Source organism: Okeania sp. SIO2B3 (assembly GCF_010672525.1).
GTDB lineage: Bacteria > Cyanobacteriota > Cyanobacteriia > Cyanobacteriales > Microcoleaceae > Okeania.
The window spans coordinates 222,061-243,664 of sequence record NZ_JAAHGH010000007.1; the positions used below are offsets into that span (position 1 = coordinate 222,061).

General features: G+C 35.5%; 13 protein-coding genes, 1 tRNA gene and 1 pseudogene. 8 read left to right on the forward strand and 7 right to left on the reverse strand.

Annotated features, from left to right (window positions below; all coding sequences use genetic code 11):
- Nucleotides 1-25: 25 nt before the first annotated feature.
- Nucleotides 26-1,090, reverse strand: a complete 1,065-nt coding sequence (locus F6K15_RS09205) for a hypothetical protein (RefSeq protein ID WP_293060107.1) — start codon at nucleotides 1,088-1,090, stop codon at nucleotides 26-28.
- 448 nt (nucleotides 1,091-1,538) lie between these two features.
- Between F6K15_RS09205 and glyQ the strand changes: the two genes are divergently transcribed.
- The 6 genes from glyQ to F6K15_RS09235 all read left to right on the forward strand — a co-directional run bounded on the left by glyQ (nucleotide 1,539) and on the right by F6K15_RS09235 (nucleotide 7,424).
- On the forward strand, nucleotides 1,539-2,438 hold the full coding sequence (gene glyQ / locus F6K15_RS09210; RefSeq protein WP_293060110.1) for a glycine--tRNA ligase subunit alpha: 900 nt from the start codon (nucleotides 1,539-1,541) through the stop codon (nucleotides 2,436-2,438).
- A gap of 688 nt (nucleotides 2,439-3,126) precedes the next feature.
- Nucleotides 3,127-3,603, forward strand: coding sequence for a DUF4079 domain-containing protein (locus tag F6K15_RS09215; protein ID WP_293060185.1), 477 nt, complete (start codon nucleotides 3,127-3,129; stop codon nucleotides 3,601-3,603).
- 89 nt (nucleotides 3,604-3,692) lie between these two features.
- Nucleotides 3,693-6,149, forward strand: a complete 2,457-nt coding sequence (locus F6K15_RS09220; RefSeq protein ID WP_293060112.1) for a ComEC/Rec2 family competence protein — start codon at nucleotides 3,693-3,695, stop codon at nucleotides 6,147-6,149.
- Nucleotides 6,150-6,434: 285 nt separating this feature from the next.
- Nucleotides 6,435-6,519, forward strand: a tRNA-Ser gene (locus F6K15_RS09225).
- 188 nt (nucleotides 6,520-6,707) lie between these two features.
- Nucleotides 6,708-6,854, forward strand: coding sequence for a hypothetical protein (locus tag F6K15_RS09230; protein ID WP_293060115.1), 147 nt, complete (start codon nucleotides 6,708-6,710; stop codon nucleotides 6,852-6,854).
- A gap of 423 nt (nucleotides 6,855-7,277) precedes the next feature.
- On the forward strand, nucleotides 7,278-7,424 hold the full coding sequence (locus F6K15_RS09235) for a hypothetical protein (protein WP_293060118.1): 147 nt from the start codon (nucleotides 7,278-7,280) through the stop codon (nucleotides 7,422-7,424).
- Nucleotides 7,425-8,117: 693 nt separating this feature from the next.
- Here F6K15_RS09235 and F6K15_RS09240 read toward each other — a convergent pair.
- The 4 genes and pseudogenes from F6K15_RS09240 to F6K15_RS09255 form a co-directional block, all read right to left on the reverse strand.
- Nucleotides 8,118-9,635: a site-2 protease family protein gene (locus F6K15_RS09240; RefSeq protein WP_293060121.1), complete on the reverse strand. Its 1,518-nt coding sequence runs from the start codon at nucleotides 9,633-9,635 to the stop codon at nucleotides 8,118-8,120.
- A gap of 742 nt (nucleotides 9,636-10,377) precedes the next feature.
- Nucleotides 10,378-10,890, reverse strand: a complete 513-nt coding sequence (locus F6K15_RS09245) for a tetratricopeptide repeat protein (RefSeq protein WP_293060188.1) — start codon at nucleotides 10,888-10,890, stop codon at nucleotides 10,378-10,380.
- A pseudogene (gene dxr, locus F6K15_RS09250) lies at nucleotides 10,879-12,033 on the reverse strand (1-deoxy-D-xylulose-5-phosphate reductoisomerase); the annotation flags it as partial. The gene F6K15_RS09245 and the pseudogene dxr, both read right to left, overlap by 12 nt.
- Before the next feature lie 709 nt (nucleotides 12,034-12,742).
- Nucleotides 12,743-14,059 (reverse strand): carotenoid oxygenase family protein, encoded by a 1,317-nt coding sequence (locus F6K15_RS09255; protein WP_293060124.1) that lies wholly within the window; start codon nucleotides 14,057-14,059, stop codon nucleotides 12,743-12,745.
- Between the two features lie 1,179 nt (nucleotides 14,060-15,238).
- On the opposite strand from F6K15_RS09255, the gene F6K15_RS09260 reads away from it, so the two are divergent.
- On the forward strand, nucleotides 15,239-16,774 hold the full coding sequence (locus tag F6K15_RS09260) for a DUF2079 domain-containing protein (protein ID WP_293060127.1): 1,536 nt from the start codon (nucleotides 15,239-15,241) through the stop codon (nucleotides 16,772-16,774).
- A gap of 173 nt (nucleotides 16,775-16,947) precedes the next feature.
- On the opposite strand, the gene F6K15_RS09265 is transcribed toward F6K15_RS09260, so the two are convergent.
- Nucleotides 16,948-17,175: a hypothetical protein gene (locus tag F6K15_RS09265; RefSeq protein ID WP_293060130.1), complete on the reverse strand. Its 228-nt coding sequence runs from the start codon at nucleotides 17,173-17,175 to the stop codon at nucleotides 16,948-16,950.
- Nucleotides 17,176-18,397: 1,222 nt separating this feature from the next.
- Between F6K15_RS09265 and F6K15_RS09270 the strand changes: the two genes are divergently transcribed.
- The gene (locus tag F6K15_RS09270) at nucleotides 18,398-19,894 is read left to right on the forward strand and encodes a DUF2079 domain-containing protein (protein WP_293060132.1); all 1,497 of its coding nucleotides are present in this window, start codon (nucleotides 18,398-18,400) and stop codon (nucleotides 19,892-19,894) included.
- Nucleotides 19,895-19,923: 29 nt separating this feature from the next.
- Here the strand turns inward: F6K15_RS09270 and F6K15_RS09275 are convergent, their stop codons facing one another.
- Complete coding sequence (locus tag F6K15_RS09275) at nucleotides 19,924-21,540, reverse strand: hypothetical protein (protein ID WP_293060134.1); 1,617 nt, start codon at nucleotides 21,538-21,540, stop codon at nucleotides 19,924-19,926.
- Between the last annotated feature and the right edge of the window lie 64 nt (nucleotides 21,541-21,604).

Sequence of the window (21,604 nt, forward strand, 5' to 3'; positions counted from 1 at the left end):
AAGAAGGAAGAGAAAGTTTAGTTGTCTAACCTCTCAAGTGATTTGATATATATAGAAAATCATGGTTATTTTTCATATATTCTTTTGATTCGCTGGCTATATCTTTGTATGTATTACCTGTTTGAATATGCTTAAACTGAGCAATATAATCACGTTTTGAAATATGATTCATAAATAGTTGTGAATTCCAGTGAAGATTAAGTCTATTCAAGCTTTCTATAATAACTAATCCTTGTTTCTTATTATTTCCACTGAGTTCCATTAAAGTTCTTGCTTCTAAAAGCAAGGCAGCTGCCATAAACATCGGTTGCCTAAAATTATTTTTAAGTTCATTTTTTAAAATACGGACATAATTTAAGCAACTTTCAAAATCATTATTTAGATATTTTGAATACGCTGATGCAAACCATACATTTTTTATTTGATCTAGCCCAACTTTCGCAGCATTATCAACAAGATATTCATAATCTATCTTAGATTCAGATATACCTAGCAAACCTGAACTATTCACTAAATATTCTCTCCAAATGATAGAAGCATTATGATAGTCTAAAATATCTCTAGGTAGAATAGTATTGTTTATTTCTTGCTTGACATTATTCCATATCTCAAGAGATTGTTGATACTCTTTTAAATAAAAAAGAGATTTTCCATAGTGAACAGCAGCAATTTGAAAAATAGGATTAGAATTATCTATATTTTTAACAAAGGTTTCTAAATGTCTTCGTGCTTTTTTATAACAACCTTCTTGTAAAAAGTACAACGCGTAGTAATATTCTATATTTAATAACCCTTTGTTATTTTTTTCATCTTTCAATATTGAATGTGATATATCTAAAAGCTTTTTAATGTTCTTCCCCTCAGACCGCCAAAAATAAAAAGACGCTTCATATGGCAAATCTATAATCTCTGAGATAAGCACATTTTGTACATAATCATAATCTATATCCATTTTATCTCTACTAATCTGTTCTTTATGGAAAGGTTTAGTAACATCAGAAGGTACGATTATTGAAAGATTATAGGAATTATTAATTACTTTTGGTGCTTTAACCGAGAAAATCTTTGCCCTTTCCACATAGGTTTCCATTCTGTAGGCGATCGTAGTGCTGGACGTATCTGTCCTAGTAGAGATGTAGCAATGAATATACTTATAGAAGTCACGATCGCTTTAGGTAAGGTACGACGTTAAAAAAGCGGTTAGCACTTAGCACTCAGCAGTAAGCTTTTAGAAGGGGAATGTTACTCCTCCGCGCACCTTCAGGTTTCTATAAACCCAAGTAGGGGTGATTCGCGAATCACCCCTACAAGCTGATAACTGTTTGCAGAACATTCCAGTACGGAAATGCTAAAAGCTAATATCTAGTTAACTATTATAGCTCTTTGCGTAGGGAACAAGGAACAGAGAATCATGGAAGTTGACAAGGTAATTATTCTATGCTAGAAAAAGGTGGAAATTGGGAAAATCGCAAGAGTGTTTGCTCCCAAGATGTTGAAAATATCTGATTTCAAATAAACTCAAAATCAAAGAAAAGTCTGTGAATTTCCAATCAGTCATAGCTACCTTAAATCAGTTCTGGAGCGATCGCGGCTGTCTCATCGCTCTACCTTATGATACTGAAAAAGGAGCAGGTACAATGAATCCCCACACATTTCTGCGGGCGATCGGTCCTGAACCTTGGTCAGTTGCTTATGTCGAACCCTGTCGTCGCCCTACTGATGGACGTTATGGGGAAAACCCCAACCGCTTCCAACACTACTACCAATATCAAGTCCTGATCAAACCTTCTCCCAATAACATTCAGGATGTGTATCTCGACTCTCTCCGCGCTCTGGGGATCTGCCCAGAAGACCATGATATTCGTTTTGTAGAAGACAACTGGGAAGCTCCTACTCTTGGAGCTTGGGGAGTAGGTTGGGAGGTTTGGCTTGATGGCATGGAAATTACGCAGTTTACCTACTTTCAACAATGTGGTAGTATAGATTGCCGACCAGTGTGCATCGAAATTACTTATGGTTTAGAACGCCTTGCCATGTATCTCCAAGAAGTAGATGCGATTACAAAAATAGCTTGGACTGATAAGGTAACTTATGGAGACGTTTATCTTCAGGGAGAAATTGAACAATGTACCTATAATTTTGAGGCATCTAATCCTGAGTTTTTATTTACCCTCTTTGGTCTCTATGAAAAAGAAGCTGAACAACTAACAAAACAAGGATTAGTTTTACCAAGTCTTGATTACGTTCTCAAATGTTCTCATAGTTTTAATTTACTTGATGCTAGAGGGGTAATTTCTGTCACCGAACGCACTCGTTATATTGGCAGAATTCGTAATCTAGCACGCAAAGTCGGTCAACTTTATTTACAACAACGGGAAAGTCTTAACTTTCCATTGCTGAAAGCTAACCCAGAAGGTCAGGCTAAAGCAGCAGCTTAACGAAGTCAGAAGTCAGAAGTCAGAAGCGAGTGTGTAATTCTGAGGTCTCCTCAGAATGTAAGACAAACTTCATTTCAGTCAGAAGTTAACCCACCCCTCGCCCCTCCCCCTCCCAGCTATCCCTGATAAGGAACTCCTGAAACCCTTGTAGGAGGGTGGGGAAGAGGGGGAAGAGGGGGAAGAGGGGGAAGAGGGGGGAGTAAGAATTTTGTCTACAGTCCTCACTTATAGTGTATTTTTCAATACAATTTTCTCCCGAAAAAGCCGCTCCCAGACTTACCCATAACTTGTCTTTTTTGTCTACGTTTTATGTTAAGAAAGATGTTTATAAAGCATAGCCCTCCCAGGAGGGGAAGTAGGGGATTTGAGCAAGCCTCCAACAATCATTTTAACGAAGTCAGAAGTCAGCAGTTAACCCACCCCTCGCCCCTCCCCCTCCCGTGGAGGGGAAGTAGGGGATTTGAGCAAGCCTCCAAAATCATTTCGTCTGAAAAGGCGGGGTTACGCGACCCAATTATAGCAGTGTACGCTGGTATATTTGCAAATTGCAGGAGGTGTCCAATCGCTAAAATATTAATATTATTGGCATTTTTTCCCCCTATTGCCTGTTGCCTGCGCACAGCGCTATATTTTGATAAACTTAAACTTTGAACAAACAAGAAAGCAAAAACTACCACCAGAGAAAGAAATGGAAATCAGAGAATATTTAGAACCAATAGCTGACATATTCCGCAATTTCGGTACGCCAGAACCAATTGTACATTGGGGACATCCATTGATGATGGCGATCGTTGTATTTGTTATGGGTAGCTTTGTGGGTTTTACTGGATGGCGCAGACGAGTAGTTACTGATGAAGCCATAGCTGTTGAAAGTGCCTCTAGCCACCGTAAGATGGCATCATTTATGTTTTTATTTATGGCATTAGGTTATACCGGTGGAATATTATCTCTAGTGATGCAGGAACAGCAAATATTTGAAAGTCCTCATTTTTGGACTGGTTCAGCAGTATTAGCATTACTGGCAACAAATGGTTTTATCTCCCTAACAAAATTTGGTGGAAATCAAGCTGTATTGCGTACTGCTCATGCTTATCTTGGTAGCATCGCACTTTGTATCATGTTTGTTCATGCAGTGTTGGGTTTAAGACTTGGTTTAGCTATCTAAATTTTGAATCCATAAGCAATTTTCCCTTCTGCCTTCTGCCTTCTGCCTCCTGCCTCCTGCCTTCTTCCTTCTTCCTTCTTCAATAAAATATGAATCAAGCTGTAGCAATTGTCATCAGCCTAGCTTACATATTGGGGCTAGTATCTACCATTGTTCCTTGGGGTATATATGGTATGCTAACTATGGGCTTAGTCTTAGCAATTATCGTACAACAAGGATACCGACAAAACTTACGAAGATCGACTAAAATAATAGCAACTTCTCAGCCAAAAATTAATACTGAAGACTTACTCAGAAATGGTCAGTTTCCAGATTTACTCCCAAAAAGAACGAGAAAATCTCTGCTAAATTCAAATTGGTTGTGGATAACCGCTGGGGCGATCGCTTTTCTTGCTAGTATTTATTTTTTAGTCCGAGTACCCCAACCATCAATAGATGACGTTAGTAAAATAATTCCCGTTGATGGTAACTCCCAGCAACAACAAGTAGTTACTGTTCGTGGAAAAGTGCTTTCTCTTCCCCGCAAGACTCGCTCAGAAAAAGCACAACTGTGGCTAAATGTAACTCAAGTTAGTGAAATAGTAGGTACTGATGGTTCGGCTAATGTACACCAAGACGTTACGGGTAAACTTTATGTCACAGTTCCTCTATTACAAGCAACAGGTGTCTATCCTGGTGAGGCAGTAGCAATTACTGGTTCTTTATACAAACCATCACCAGCAACTAATCCTGGAGGGTTTGATTTTCGTGCCTACTTGGCTAGACAAGGTGCTTTTGCTGGCATTGCAGGTTATAAACTCACCATCACTAACCAAGAAAAGACTAATATTTGGGGATTAAGTCGGATACGACAACGAATTATTCGCTCTCATGTGAGTTCTTTGGGTGTACCAGAGGGTCCTCTTGTGAGTGCAATGGTATTAGGTCGTAGAGCTGTAGATTTATCTTATCAATTACGAGATAAGTTTGTCAAAGTAGGGTTGGCTCATGTATTAGCAGCATCAGGTTTTCATATTTCGTTAATTTTGGGTGTGGTGCTGACTTTGACTAAAAGCTTGCCTCCTGGAGCAAGATTTAGCTTTGGCATTCTGACTTTAATTATTTACGTTGGTTTAGCAGGTATTTCACCTTCAGTATTACGAGCAGCATTTATGGGGTTGGCGGCTTTGGTTGCCATTGTTTCTCAACGTCAAGTTAAACCATTAGCTTCTTTAACTGTGGCTGCAACTTTTCTACTATTAATCAATCCTTTATGGATTTGGGATTTAGGATTTCAGTTGAGTTTCTTGGCAACTTTTGGGTTGTTGGTAACAGCGCCACCATTAATGAAACATTTGGATTGGTTGCCTTCTGGTGTTGCATCTCTGGTTGCTATTCCGATCGCTGCTTCTATTTGGACTTTGCCTCTATTACTGTATGTTTTTCATGTTGTGTCTCCCTATACTATTTTTGTGAATATTATTACTGCGCCTTTGGTTGCGGTGATTACACTGGGTGGTTTTATCAGCGCCATCGTGGCTTTGATTTCTCCTTATGTAGGTAGTCTTATTGCTGGAATATTATATTTTCCAGTCAAGGTTTTAATAGGGATCGTAAATTTTTTTAGTGCGTTGCCAGGAAATCAAGTGGCGGTGGGTGCTATATCAATTTATCAATTGGTTGTGCTTTATGGGTTGATTTGTGGTATATGGTTGTGGAGAAATAGACCGCCAGAAGTGAATCAGAGAAAAAAGAAAAAGTTTTCTCTAAAGTCTTGGCAGTGGGGTGTGATTTTAGCGATCGCTATCATTATTATTCCTCTTTGGTATACTCGAGCTTCTGTGTTTCAAGCTACTATTCTTGACTCATCTGAGGAACCAGTGTTTGTGGTTCAAGATGGACGGAAAGTAACTTTGATTAATTCTGGAGGTGAAAATACGGCTAAGTTTATGGTATTACCATTTTTACGCCAGCAAGGTATTAATAGAATTAATTGGTCTATTGCCCTTCATTCTCAAAAAGGTTTGAGTCGTGGTTGGTCAGATATTTTGAATACTTTGAGAGTGAAGATATTTTATGATGTGGAAGCTGATGATGAAAAGAATTATCAAACTAACAACCAACCTGTTCTAGATGCTGTGGGAGCTAGTCGGGCTGATTATTTTACTTTGGTAAATAATCAAACTGTTGAATTGGGTTCGATACAGATGAAGTTAATTAATTCTGAGACCCCAATTGTGGAATTTCTGATTCATGGCCAAAAGTGGTTATTATTGGGAGATGTAAAATTGCGGGAACAGAGTCGGTTACTAGCGGCCAGAAGTTTTCCGCAGACTCAGGTGCTTTGGTGGTCTGGGAACAAGTTAAATCCAGAGTTGTTGAATATTATTCGGCCAAAAGTAGCGATCGCTTCGTCTGATTCTGTCCATCCAGATATGGTGGAACTTTGCCGGGAAAATAATATTCTTCTATTTTGGACTGGTCGTGATGGTGCCATTCAATGGACTCCTGCTACAGGGTTTCAAACTACTTTAGAATCGGATAAGGTTGATAGTTCTTTACTTTGAGAAGGGAGAAGGGAGTAGGGAGTAGGGGAATAGGGGAGTGGCTCACAGGGATTATGGCACGGATACACGGATACCGAAGTCGTAGGGGCGAATGGCATTCGCCCGTACAGGAGTAGGGGAGTAGGGGAGTAGAGAAATGTCCGCGCTCTGTTTGCGTAGTGCTATGGATTTAGGATTTTTTACAAATAATTCAGATTTGCTGTATAATATAATAATGTGTATTTTCTGAAGATCGAAATTTAATTATCATTTTTGACTTTTCAATTTTGACTTTGGATTTTTTATGGAGAGGTGGCAGAGTGGTCGAATGCGGCGAACTCGAAATTCGTTGAAGGGTGACTTTCCGTGGGTTCGAATCCCACCCTCTCCGTTTAAGTTTAACTTATCTACAACATTGGCGATCGCCCTCACTATTAACTATTTTTAGTTGAATAAAAAGTCATGCGTATAGCCGAATGATCCCTTATAGTAGATAAGATATCACAAAAATTGCAAGGATGCAACCAAAATTCCTTTGACCCGCGTTTTTTTAGGAGCTTCGCACAATGATAATAAATATTGATTGGTGATTTTTCACTCAAGAGGTATGGATGGAAAGATTCGGTCGGGGAAAAACAAATATTTTTAGGAGCTTTTCACCATGAAAATATTTCTGCTATTGCTCTTGGAAAAATTCCTGAATATTTTGATTGTGTATTAGTTTAGAAGTTTAGTTGAATAAAAAGTCATGCGTATAGCCGAACGACCCCTTATAGTAGATAAGATATCACAAAAATTGTGAGGATGCAACCAACATTCCTTTGGCGCGCGACTTTTTAGAAGCTTCACATAATGAAAATGAATATTGGTGATTTTTCACTCTATGAGCTGTGAATAGAAAGATTCGGTCGGGGAAAAACAAATATTTTTAGGAGCTTTTCACCATGAAAATATTTCTGCTATTGCTCTTGGAAAAAATTCCTGAATATTTTGATTGTGTATTAGTTTAGAAGTTTAGTTGAATAAAAAGTCATGCGTATAGCCGAACGACCCCTTATAGTAGATAAGATATCACAAAAATTGTGAGGATGCAACCAACATTCCTTTGACGCGCGACTTTTTAGAAGCTTCATAAAATGATAATAAATATTGATTGGTGATTTTTCACTCAAGAGGTATGGATGGAAAGATTTGGTCGGGAAAAAACAAATATTTTTAGAAGCTTTTCACAGTGAAAATATTTCTGCTATTGCTCTTGGAAAAATTCCTGAATATTTTGATTGTTTGTTAGTTTAGAAGTTTAGTTGAATAAAAAGTCATGCGTATAGCCGAGCGGACCCTTATAGTAGATAAGATATCACAAAAATTGTGAGGATGCAACCAAAATTCCTTTGGCGCGCGATTTTTTTAGGAGCTTCACAGAATGAAAATGTTGGTAATTTTCCACTAAACTAAGTAAGGAAGTATAGATAGAGCCGGAAAAATCTGATTTTAATCTGAAAAGTAGAGGAATAAAGAAGCATTTTTCAATATTTTTCCTGTATTACCGAATAATAAAGGTTTAAAGCCTCTCCTTTAAAGGAGAAACAAGAAAAAATAAAGTTCAATATTTCAAACCTCTGACTTTCCTAGGTCATGCTGCGCAAACAGGCAGAGAGAGGTACTGATAACTGTTAAGGCAGTTCCGACCATAGGAGGCTAACTGAAATGACCTCTATTCCACTCCCGACTGGTAACTCAAAAACTTAATCCCAGGCAAAAATACCAAATGGCTTCTATAAATGCGGATGGGACCCCGCGACGACGTTTTGCTAGCGCAAAGCTCTGCTAACGGCTGTCGCCGACATGAAAAGCTTTAGCTCCTCTTCCGGAGGCTAGTCAAAAGCGGTCGGAACCCGGCAAAGTTTCGGAGTCATGGGAATGCCGACTCCTGTGTTTAACTTTTAACTTTTAACTTCTGACTTTTAACTTCTGACTTCTGACTTCCACTTAACCACCTATCCCTAAACGAGCAGCTAAAGCAGGAGTTAAAGGAAATAAAGTAGCGATCGCCACAAACAAAGCTAACAAACATAAAGTAGCTCGTAGATCGTCAGGTTCGATTAATTCATTTAAACAAGGGCGTTCCAAATTTCGCTGCAATACCAAAATAATAATCGCCCAATATAATGCTAAAGGATTAACCAGAGAAGCAATAACTAAAACCACAAAAGTGAAAAATGTTGCTCTACCTGCAACTTTCCGAGCATAAATTGCCTGAATAATTCTACCGCCATCCAACTGACCCGCAGGCATAAGATTTAGCGCTGTAATTACCAAACCCAACCAACCGATAATTGCTAGTGGGTGAACATCTACTATATTTTGATTTACCGCCGAACCTAAAATCACCCGTGCTAAAGTTCCCACTAAAACAGAAGCTCTGAAAAATTCGGACGGCATCTGAAACATACTACCTTCGTGGGAAAGCAACAAACCCACCAATAGCATTGCCAAAGAAAGTATTCCTCCAGCAGCAGGTCCGGCAAAAGCTACATCAAAAAGCACTTTTCTATTGGGTATTGCTGACTCGAAACGGTTAACAGAGCCAAAACTGCCAATTTGCCAAGCTGGGAGAAAAAATGGCCAACTAAAGCGGACATTGTGACGTTTTGCCAAGACTTGATGGGCAACTTCGTGAATACCTAAAACTGCGCATAGACCAAGTGCAATGGGTAATGCTTCTGGATACCGTGCGGGTTCGTTGAAAAAGTCAAACCCTAATAATAAACCACCTGCTTCAAAACTGGTGGCAATAGTAGCGATCGCCAGCACAACTGCCAGAATTTTTTGGGATGTAGTAGCAGGTTGAGGGTCATTTTTGCTTGGTAAAATGATGACTACTGGTTTACCTTCAGGACTTTCTATGAGGAATAGTCGGTAGCGATCGCCTAGTTTTTCTTTTAAATTGACTGATAATTTGGTATGGACTTTTTCTACATCTCCCCGTAAGTTACCTTTGAAAATAGCTCCTTCTTGATAAGGAATAGTTTCGGTGGTGAAGAAAGTATCGATACCAAAAATATCTTTAATTTTCTGGAGGTCTTCACTAGGGATAGGGATAAATTCTGGAGTTTGTTCTTTTTGTGGTTCAGTGTTTGCTATTTTATCCTGAGTTGGTTGAGTTTCTTGTTCATTGCTAGATAGTTGTGAGGAGTCGCTGATGGTTTTGAGACCGGGTTGGTCTTGTGCATCTTTAGCTGCTATTGTTCGTAGCTGTCGTCCCAAATATATATATAATCCTGTACAAGCTACGAGCAAAAATAGGACAAATACTAGGTTAAGATAAATTCCGGCAGCAAATAGAGCAAAAAATAGTAGCCAAGGTGCCATTAATACTACTGATTGTAACCAGGCTAGAATGCCTACTCTACCATAAGGTCTTGCTCTGTTGTATCCCCAACCGAGAATTCCCAGAGTGATTAAAGCTACTATGACTGTGGTTATGTTTTCAGATATGTTATACATAATTGTATGTGCAATTCAAAAATCTAAGATAGAATGCAGTAGGTTTTTCTATTATATTTTTACTAACAAAAGCAGTAATTTTCTAATGAAAACTCTTTGTTTTTCATACTTAACTTTTCAGGCATTTAATCAAAAAAGTTATAATTACCGAATAATTAATAATTAATAATTAAATAATTCTGGTTTAAAACCTCCCCCTTTAAGGGGAAAAAAGCGGTCGTTTGCGGAGCAGTCCGTTAGGATGGGATGGTGAGGTCTCCTCGCCATATCCAATCGACCAAGAGAAGAAATAATATTTCCTTATATTCAATCAAGGACGGTTTTAACCAGAGGTAATTATCCATTATCCATTAATGAAATTAGTTATTTAAAAAGTCTTTTATTAATTAAGTCTCAATCTAAACCTGCCTAAGTATTTTTTTGAAAAAAATCTGTTGAGCTGATTAATTTGTTACTTTTTTCCTCTAAATTTTGCCGTAAGCATTCAGCCATTAGCGGTCAGCTTTCAGGAATTAGTAGCTTGAGGATTTGAGTAATATTTAGTCGTGAGCAAGTAGCTAATTTATTTCAGACTTTTAATTATGTTAAATCTTTAATTCTGATTCCTCCTTCAAGGGCAATTAAGTTAATAGTTGATTGCTAATAGCTGACACCTGTTTGCGCAACATTCCGCAGGAAATGTTTACCTTTTGCCTATACCAATAATTGCGATTTACCATTTCCCAAAAATGATGTTATTGACTCACTCTTGCATGAATTTTTCTGTCGCTCCTGTATCAACATGAACATAACTGCGACGTTTAGCAGCTGTATAATTTGGATTGAGTCTAATTGCTTGATTATAATCAGCGATCGCCCCCCAATTATCTCCTACTTTTCGCAATACATTTCCCCGTCGATAATAAGCTTTCGGATGAGTGGCATCTAATTTAATTGCCTGATTATAATCATCAATTGCTCCTTGATAATCTTCTAATTTTTCTTTAACATCACCTCTATAAATATAAGCATCTGAGTGACCTTTATCCATCTCTATTGCATGATTAAATTCTGCCAAAGCCAATTGATAATTTTGCTGTTCATATTCTTTTAATCCCTTTTGATAAAAATCATTGAATCCTAGCTTTTCATTTTCACTTTTTATTTCTGTATATTCTTCAAATTCAGTTTTTTTTTCTGTGATATTTTCTGTTTTTTCTTCTATATTAACTAATAAATTTTTGAGAGAATTAGCTACTATCAAGCTTCCAGCCACAGCCTCTTTTCTTGCCCATTTATCTGTAGCTAAAATATCATCTAAAGTAGGATTTTTCTGATAATCTGATTTATGCTTTTCACATACATATTCAATCAACTTAGGAATATCCAAAAAAGGAATTTTTTCTTCTAAAAATAATGCCACAGCTTGTTCATTTGCCGCATTCAAAGCCGCAGGCATCGAACCACCTATACGACCCGCAGCATAAGCCAATTGAATACAAGGATATTTCAAATTATCAGGTTCCTTAAAAGTCAAACTACCAGCTTTAACTAAATCTAATTGTTTCCAATCAGTATAAATCCTTTCCGGCCAAGATAAAGCATAAAGTAGAGGCAAACGCATATCTGGCCAACCCAACTGAGCTAAAACAGAAGTATCTTGTAACTCAATTAAAGAGTGAATTATACTCTGAGGATGAATGACTATATCAATATTGTCATAATCTAATCCAAACAAATAATGAGCTTCAATAACCTCCAAACCTTTATTCATCATTGTGGCAGAATCAACGGTAATTTTCCGACCCATGGACCAGTTAGGATGTTTAATAGCATCCGCCACTTTTACGTTTGATAATTTCTCAATTGGCCAGTCTCGAAAAGCACCGCCAGAAGCAGTTAAAATAATTCTGCGTAAACCCTCTTTAGGCACACCTTGAAGACATTGGAAAATTGCTGAATGTTCTGAGTCAGCAGGCAACAATTTTACTCCGTGTTCCTCAATTAAGGGATTTACAACTGGGCCTGCTGCGATAAGTGTTTCTTTATTTGCCAAAGCAATATCTTTTCTGGCCTCAATAGCGGCGATCGTCGGTAATAAACCAGCACAACCGACAATACCTGTGACTACAGCTTCTGAGTCACCATATCTAGCAACTTCGATGACACCATCTTGGCCTGCAAGCAATATGGGTTGAGGTCTCAGGTCAGCAATGGCCTCTTTTAACTCTGTAAATTTAGACTCATCATTAATAGCAACAATTTCAGGGGAGAACTGCCGTACTTGTTGGGCTAACATTTCGACGTTGCGTCCAGCAGCTAACCCAATAACTCGAAATTTGTCTGGGTTTTGAGTAACAATATCTAAGGTTTGAGTACCAATAGACCCTGTAGATCCCAAGATTGTAATTGCTTTCATATTTTTTGAAAAAATTTGTCCACAATTACACTATACGATTCATTGGTGATTTTGTGTTATGACTTTAAGCATTCAGGTATCAGCTTATGGGCTCAAGTAAAAACTATTTGTAGTGCTATAAGAGGCTGTTTGCTAAAGTCATAGTTTATTAATTGATAATTGATAATTGATAATTACCTCTGGTTAAAACCGTTACGGAATTGAATATAAGGATATATTATTTCTTCTCTTGGTTGATTGGATATGGCGAGGGGACCTCGCCATCCCTCAACCGCTTTTTTCCCCTTAAAAGGGTCGGCTTCAAGGCGCGAATTATTTAATTATTAATAATTAATAATTCGGTAATACTAAATCTAGTTATGAAAAGCTAGTGTCCAAATCCTTTTAAGCCTTCTGTATTCTGCCCTCTGATTTATATCCTAGCTTCACAATAAACCTTCTTTCCCTCACTAGATTTAGTATAATCTGTTTTTGTTATTTGTAAGCATTCAGCTATTAGCATTCAGCTCTCAGCTTTTTCATGAACTATGTGACTCGATAGACTATTAAAGTTAACTAATATACTCTTACCCATACTTTTAATTCTTTGAAATCTCTCAATTGCTTTTTCCTCCTTTAAAAGTAATAATAAAGCTGATAGCTGATAGCTAATAGATGACTGCTGAATGCTTACTGTTATTTAGGTTTTTTTGAGGTTTAATAAGATTAATTATGTAGAAATCCAATTACCATGAAAACCAGTAGGTACTCGTACAGGTAAATGAATTTTTGCCAGAGGTTCCTCCTCAAAATTAGCAGCATCAATAATAACTAAATCGCTAGTTCCTTTATCCTCATTACTAACAAAAGTCATCACATAACCATCTGACTCAGACTCTCCCCCTTTTCTCGGAACAAAGGTTGCCTCTCCACAATAATTTCCTGGTTTAAAGCGATGTACTTTACTTGTCTTATTCACCAAATCATACTGAATTAATTCAGGAAAATAATTAGGAATGCCTTTACTAGCTATTAACTCTAAATCAACATGAGGCATATAACCAAAACGGTAAGGTTGTCCAGTTTTTCTCTGGTCAAAAATAGGAAAATCTACCATACGATCATCAATAATCCTCCGAAAACTAGATTTATTACTAAGGACACTGGCAATATTATCATCCAAAATCAAAGTAGGATAATGAGCAAAATCAATAATTACTTGATTATTATCTTCAAAAGCATTCATAAAATGCCACATCCAGAAAGATTCTGTTTTCAACCAGAAATTAATTTCTTTTCCTTGATGACGATTCATTAAACTAATTTTTGTTCCCTGATCGGGTTTCCAAACAAGAGGAATTCCTCCTAAAAATGCCTTCATTATGTCAAAAACCAAAGGACAATGAAAGAATATCAAATAATTTTCCGTAATTATAGAATCATGTAAAAGAGCAGGTTCAGGCAATTCTATAGGTACTTCTTTAACAATTTTTCCTTGACTATTTGCCACATAATAAATTAAATAAGGAAGAGCAATAAATGAATACCGAAAGAAATGTAACTCTCCAGTTTTCGGGTCAAAACGTGGATGAGCAGTCATCGCCTCTTGTACTTTTCCACCAAAATTATATTCACCTAATGTTTCCAACTCTGGAGTAATTTTATAAGGTAATCCAGCTTCAAATAAAGCCAGAATATTATCACCACAAGAAATAACATTTGTATTAGCATAATTTCTCATATTAAACTCTGGAAAAATAGGTTTTTCTCCCTTCATATCTTGAAGTAAACTATCGGTTAAAATCCAGCGATTTTGATAACTAACTTTACCATCTTTAAAATAAACAGCATGAATCATCCCATCACCTTCTAAGGGATAATTATAAGTAGAAGGTTTGAGAAAAGGATTGGGACTATTCCTCATATAAATTCCAGATAAATCTGATGGTATTTCCCCAGTAATCTTTAAATTATTCACATCAACTTCTTTAAAAACAGGAGCATTAATTCCTTGTAAAAATAAATGATTACTACTCCATTCTTCCATAGAATCTAATTCTTTCCTAACAGCAGGGGATGTGAAAATATAATGACTACTTATAGAGGCAAATAAGGAAGCTAAAGCTGTTATTTTAAGGAAATTTCTGCGAGAGAATTTCAGGTTTAGGTGGTTCATAATTGAGATGATAAAAAGAAGTTTTTAATGTAGCAATCTGCGCTTATGTTGTAATATTTTATTGTAGGGATTTGGTATCTAAACCCAAGCGCAAATGGGATTTGGAGACCAAATCTCTAAAGTTTTTTCACGAGTTATTTCATATTGCTATACCAATTCCCATCCTGTTCAATAATTGATAATTGATAATGGATAATTGATAATTGATAATTACCTCTCCCTAAAAGGAAGAGGATTGAATAAAAGGAAAATTTTTTCTTGTTTCTCCACAGCGAGTGAGAGGCTTTAAACCTTAATTATTCGGTAATATACAAAGTTACTTTGTTTTAGGGAACAGGAAATAGAATAGAAAAATAATAGGTGTTCATTAATGGATAATGGATAATTACCTCTGGTTAAAACCGTCCTTGATTGAATATCAGAAGATATTATTTCTTCTCTTGGTCGATTGGATATGGTTAGGAAACCCATCCATCTCTCGACCGCTTTTTTCCCCTTAAAAGGGTCGGCTTCAAGGCGCGAATTATTTAATAATTAAAATTAATAATTAATAATTCGGTAAGCATTCAACTATTAGCATTTAGCAATCAGATGCATTAATATATTCAAGCAAGAACTGAGGTTAGGTTATAGCCAATTTCATTGATGAATTTTAATTCTCCTTGGTGGATAATTCCTCTCTAGTATGATAATGAGTTAATAACAAATAGCTGATGGCTGACTGCTGAATGCTGAATACTTACAATAACTGTATCTTATTAGTCTGAGAAACTCTATATAATCGTTAATTAATAGTTGATTGTTTAAGGTTTAAAGCCTTCACGAATAAAAGGGAAAAAATCCTTTTATACTAATTCTTCAAAGTATGGCTATAGTGGGAAAATGCTTTATAGTTGCTTGATTGAAAGGTTCCTATTTGAGTAGGGGGTCTTATTAACTGATAACTGAAATGACCTTGACAGTAATTTAGCTTTTTTGAAATGATGCAACTTGATATAAGTCATCAATTTATGATAAACATTCAAGAAAATTTTAAATATCTATTTCACATTGAATAATACCAAAGAACCAAAATTTAAAAGTCTAATTCTACTCCCACCACCTGTTGTGAGTAAGCTAATAATTATAGCAGCCTTAATTTTTTTTGTATGTAGTAGTTTACGCCATACCTTGTTTTACTCTACTGGTTTTGACTTGGGTATTTATGACCAGGTTGTATATTTGATTAGTCAAGGAGAATCTCCAATTTCTTCTTTTTTGGGCTATCACCATCTGGGTAATCATGCTGCTTGGGCAGTCTATCCTCTGGGATTATTGTATCTGATTTATCCTAATGTATACTGGCTACTTTTGGTACAAGCTATATGTTTGGCATTGGGAGTTTTGCCTACTTGGTGTTTAGCCAAACAGGCAGGTTTAAATCAAGGACAAGCAGTAGCGATCGCTATTTCTTATCTCTTTTACCCAGTGGTTTTTAATATTAATTTATTTGATTTTCACCCGGAAGTTATGGCATTGCCTGCTATTTTAGTTGCTATTTTAGCTGCTAGAGTGCAACGTATTTTCTGGTTTTGTCTGGCAATTATTTGGGTGTTAGGTTGCAAGGCAGTTTTATCATTAACTGTAGTTTTTATGGGTGTTTGGTTACTAACTTTTGAAAGGCGGAAGTTTTGTGGTTTAGTTGCTCTTTGTTTAGGTATTTTTTGGTTTGTGGTTGTCACTCAAGGAATAATTCCTTTTTTCAGTGGTGAAGAGGTAGCTGGAGTAGGACGTTATAGTTATCTGGGAGATTCTGTTGTGGGAATTATGATTAATATTTTGCTACAACCAGGGGTAGTGTTAGGAAAGATATTATCTTTTGAGACTATCAAATATATTTGTCTGTTATTTTTACCTGTAATTTGGGGAATATTTCCTCTACTTCAGACAAATAAAACTATTTTGCCTCATCTTATCCCTCTCATTCCAACTATTCCCACAATTGTGTTAAATGTGTTGTCTGAAGTATCATTTCAAAGAAGTTTAAATTATCAATATTCGTTGCCAGCGATCGCTTTTTTATTATTAGCAGTAATTTCCTGTTTAGCAGCAGCTTCAAAAATTGAAGAAAATAACATTTCATTAGATTCATCTGGGAAAAGAGAGTTAGAAATTCCCAAATTTAATCTGAGATTATCAGTACCAAATTTTCAAGCTCCTAAAATGATTATTTTGTGGTCTGTTTTAATGTTTTTATTGCTTGGTAATGTAGCAGATTTATTTTTATATTGGCAGAGTTTGGATACTTGGCAAGCCACAAAAAATGCAATTACTTATGTCAAAACTGAAGGAGGAGTACTCACAGATAATAGATTAGCACCCCATTTTACTCATCGCTCAACAGTAAAATTATTAAATCAAACAAAGCCAGATAATTTAGATGAATTTGATTATGTAGTTTTGAATTTACGTCATCCCTGGCCGGATACTGAGGAGGCAGGTATTATCCTTTCTCAAAATCTCCAAAATAACCAAGAATGGGAATTAAGTTATCAGGAGAATGATGTACTGGTATTTGAAAGAAAGGAATTAATAATTAATAATTAATGGTAGTCTTGCATAGTAATGGTATATGGGAAAAAGGGATACCTGGTAGGGGAGCAAGATGCTCCCACTATCGTACCTCGTAACAAAAATAATGACAATGCACGACCATTACAATGCACAACCACCTAATTAATAATTAGAGATAGTTTTCATTATCAATTATCAATTATCCATTATTCATTATCAATTATTTCTTTGGCTTCTCTAAATTCAAGAATTTTTTGATACAAGCTTTCGTGGGTTTCATGTTCAAATAACTTATCTCTGAACTCAAGATAATCTCCTGCCCCTAAATTACAAGCCGCAACAAATTGGAAAAATTTTAAGAGTTCTAAATGATCTTTAAGGATTAAAAGTGCTTCTTGAATGACTTTTTTTTCGTTAGTTGTTCTGGTTTTCATAAGATACCTCAGTGATAAAATCAATAGGGTTGGCAGTTTTAATTGTTGATAAAGTTTTACAGCGGTTGATTAATCTTTTATCGCAAGTTATGAAGTAGTAACTTTGTGAAGCTTCAGCACAAGCTACATGATAAGAATCAAGTAATTTAATTCCTTGATTTTGTAGTTGTTTTGCTCGTTTTTATTCTGATTGTTCCATTTGTTGATAAATGGTGGCTCAAGTCAAAAAGTTAGTGATTTTTTCTTGCCTGGTTAGATCGGAATTAAATATATTTAGGACTTACGCAGATACGCTATATACAGCGGTTACAACTATTGTCCAATAGTTATTAGACTCTATACATAGTGCCTTTGCGTAAGTCCTGATATTTTCATATTCTATCGGTTCTGAGTTAACGCTCTTCAACCTATCGATTTTTAATCATCCCTAAAATTAACAAAACTGCTTCAGTTTCTAAGGCTATTTTATTCTGTGTTTGGTCATCAAAAGTACGATTATAAACACTGGTATCTAGATAAAGCTTACCGATCTAATCTAAAAGTATTTACAGATAAAAGTTTTAGCCTTTTTGGAGTATAAAAAAGTGCCTGTTTTTCTGCTCTTCACGCTCAAAAATTTAGTATTTTAGGCGTATAGTTGAGCAGAAAAATCATTCTTACAATTCTTACTCCTACCTCCTCGCTCGTTCCCATTTATCCTGTCTCCTGTCTCCTGTCTCCTGTCTCCTACCCTCACCCATAAGACTTTTTCAGCAAACCCTAAATAAACCCTAATCACATCATGCTACTTCCTGAATTATTGTTAAACTGATTGGAGAAGTAACTCCCAAAAGTAAACCCTTATCTATTCCATCAAAAATAACTTGAGTTAGTCCAGAATAATTCCTGTGATTTTCTACATAGTAAATAATGAGCGTGGAATTTAGGTAACAACTGAAATAGAATTGCTATAATATTCCTCACTTATTCCTTCTAGCTGACAAACTACTGATAAAACTGATAACCTTGATTTTGCCAACTTATAAATTTGTTAAGTATAGCAAAGTCTTTGAGCGTATTACCGAAGAATTAATAATTAAATAATTCAGGTTTAAAGCCGACCCTTTCAAGGGGAAAAAAATAAATTTTTTCCTTTTATTCAATCCTTTTCCTTTTAGGGAGAGGTAATTATCAATTATCAATTATCAATTATCAATTATTGAATCACTTCTTCCTTCTAAAAATGATAATTCTCAAACGATTAAAATCAGATTTTCTACTTCAAATAACTATCATTGCTGCCATAATTTTATTTATCTGTAGCAGTGTGCGTCACTTATTATTTCAATCTACTGCTTTTGAAATGGGAATTTATGACCAAGTTACTTATTTAATAAGTCAAGGTTTACCCCCTATTTCTTCCTTCTTAGAAGTACATCATTTAGGTAATCATGCTGCTTGGTCAATGTATCCTGTAGCATTACTTTATAAAATTTATCCTTCTGTCTATTGGTTATTACTAATACAAGCAATTTGTTTAGCAATAGGAACAATTCCTACCTGGAGTTTAGCGCGTCATGCTGGCTTAAATAAAAAACTTGCTTTTGCTATGGCAATAGTTTATTTATCATACCCAGTAGTATTCAATCTCAATTTATTTGATTTTCATCCAGAAGTAATGGCATTGCCAGCAATGTTAGGAGCAATTTTAGCAGCAAAATTAGATAAAACTCTCTGGTTTTGTATAGCTATTATTTGGGTTTTAGGTTGTAAAGATGCTTTATCTTTACCTATAGCTGGAATGGGTTTTTGGTTATATTTCTATGAAAAAAAGCGGTTGTGCGGAGCAATAGCTTTATTTGCTGGTGTAGCTTGGTTTATTATTGCTACTCAAGTACTAATACCTTATTTTAAAGATGGTCAACCACCAGGAGGAGTCGGACGTTATCGATATTTAGGAGGCTCCATACAAGAAATTTTACTGAATATGCTTTTAAGACCAGAACTGGTGTTTGGTAAATTAATTTCACTGAAAACTGTAGAATATTTACTATTACTAAATCTGCCTATAATTTGGTGGCTTGCTCCTAAATATTTAACTCCTTTAATAGCAGCTTCTCCCGTTTTAGCTATGAATATTCTCTCTAAAATTGATGCTCAAAGAGATTTAATTCATCAGTACTCTTTGCCCATATTACCTTTCTTATTAATGGCTGTAATTTATACTATTGCTGATGGAAAATGTGGTTTATGGTATTGGCTATGGAATTTACGCAAACCTCAAACAGATAAAGCTGAAAATATATCTACAATTGTTAGCGATCGCTTACCAAAATTTATCATTATTTGGTCTTGTATTGGATTTTTAGCTTTGGCTAAATATGGGTATTTTTGGTCTATTTATTTAGATTATCTAGATACTTGGCAAGCAGCACGAGAAGCCATTGCTTTAGTTGATACAAAAGGTGGTGTTTTTACTACTTCTGAAATTACGCCTCATTTAACTCATCGTCAGTTCATTAAGTTAATTGTGGAAGAAGATAAATTACCCGCAAATGAAGCATTAGATGAGTATGATTATGTGTTGGTAAATATACGTCATCCAGGGTGGAAAAGTAGTCAAGAATATTCACGGAAATTAGTAGATAAACTCAAAGTTAATTCAGAATTTCAGCTTAGTTACGAACGAGATGATGTTTATTTATTTGAAAAGGGGAAAAACATTTCCCTGTTTCACTAACGCATCCTACTAAATTTATGAATAATCAATTAAATAGAGCCAATATCTTCTGGGTTAAAATTTCTTAAAGGTAGATAGGGAGATGCGATAGATGGGTTGCTCCATATTTGTTCTAATCTAGTTTTGGCATGAGATATTAAACTGCGAAGTTCTTCTATTGTTTCTAAACCTAAAGGTGACAATAATTGTTCGGCAAAATCTACTTTTTTTGCTTCTAATAAATATTTTGGAGTCTGTTCCATGTAGAATAAACTCCAACCATGCCAATATGAATTACTGCTATCTTCTGTTTTACTTTCAGATAGGAGAAATAAGAAAAAATCAGCTTCTATAAATTGCTGCATTGGAACAGTTTCTGCGATTTTTCCATTTGTATGACGCTGATTTAATATTTCTGAATGACGATTATTTGAGGAATTTTCAAATAGTCCTAAAGGTTGAGATATGTCATTGAATGGTATACATGGACTGTCAACAAAAATGGATAAACATAGTTCATCAGTATAACAAATTTCTTGTTCCAGGATTTCTGAAATTAACACCCACCGATTTTCTCGAATTAGAAAAGAAAAATATATGACAAATAATTCGTGACCTATGAACCTATAAAAATCTAAATAAAAGGATTTTTCTTTACTTACAAACTCAGAATCTTGATGTCTATTTTTATCGACAATGTTAGAAAGTATTTCATTTATAATTTTAGAATGGTTGACTGGCTGCGAATAACGACTAATAATTTCTCCAAAATCTTTATATAAGCTAATAGCTGCATAATTAGATTCTTTTGTAGTTGCTATTACTTCTGTCACACCAGCAAATTCTATAACCAGTTCTTCTGTTATATCGATTCCTTTTATCAGTGTATCTTCATTTATCACCTTTTTTTTAGAAGATTTTGTGGCAAGTTCTCCTATTTTCTTATTTAAGAAGTATTTGGTATACGAATAAAATGTCCCACGACCTAGATCGTTTTCCATTATTTCTTTTTTTGCTATTTCTGCAATTGAACCTTTCCTTTTTATTTCCTCTTCTAGTTCTTGCAAAATACTCCGAATAGCTCTTTCAAGAAATTGTATTAATTTGTTGCGCTCTGTAGATTTTTCTTGATTATCCACAGGCATATTGTAAGTAATAACTCGTCTCATTCGCAGGTCAAAAGTCCGAATAGCTCTTTCAAGAAATTTTATTAATTTGTTGCTATCTGTAGATTTTTCTTGATTATCCACAGGCATATTGTAAGTAATAACTCGTCTCATTCGCAAGTCAAAAGGTAATTTTTCTGGAGTACCAAAAGCAGTATTCATAACCATAATAAATTTTCCCTCTCCCAAAGTTTTCATTGCATATCCAAGCTCAATTAATACATTAGGATTTGGAGTAGGGCGAGAGTTTACATCTTTTTTATTAATAATTGAAACATCACACACAAAAATCTGAGCCTCGTCAATTTTCTCAAAAATAGTCTTAACAATATCTGGCGAACCAGGTACATTTTGAGTATCGCGGTCTGTAACTGGTTCCACTTTAATAGAATCATCATTACGAATAGATTTTACAGCTTTCTCAAGAGCCTTCTCAATAAATCCACGATTTGTATTATTTGGTAAATCTGACTGCCAAGAATAAAAGATTTTGCAATCCATAATCTGTACAAAAAATAGTATTTATAAAATTAACAATTTCCATTCTAATAGAAAAAAATAAATC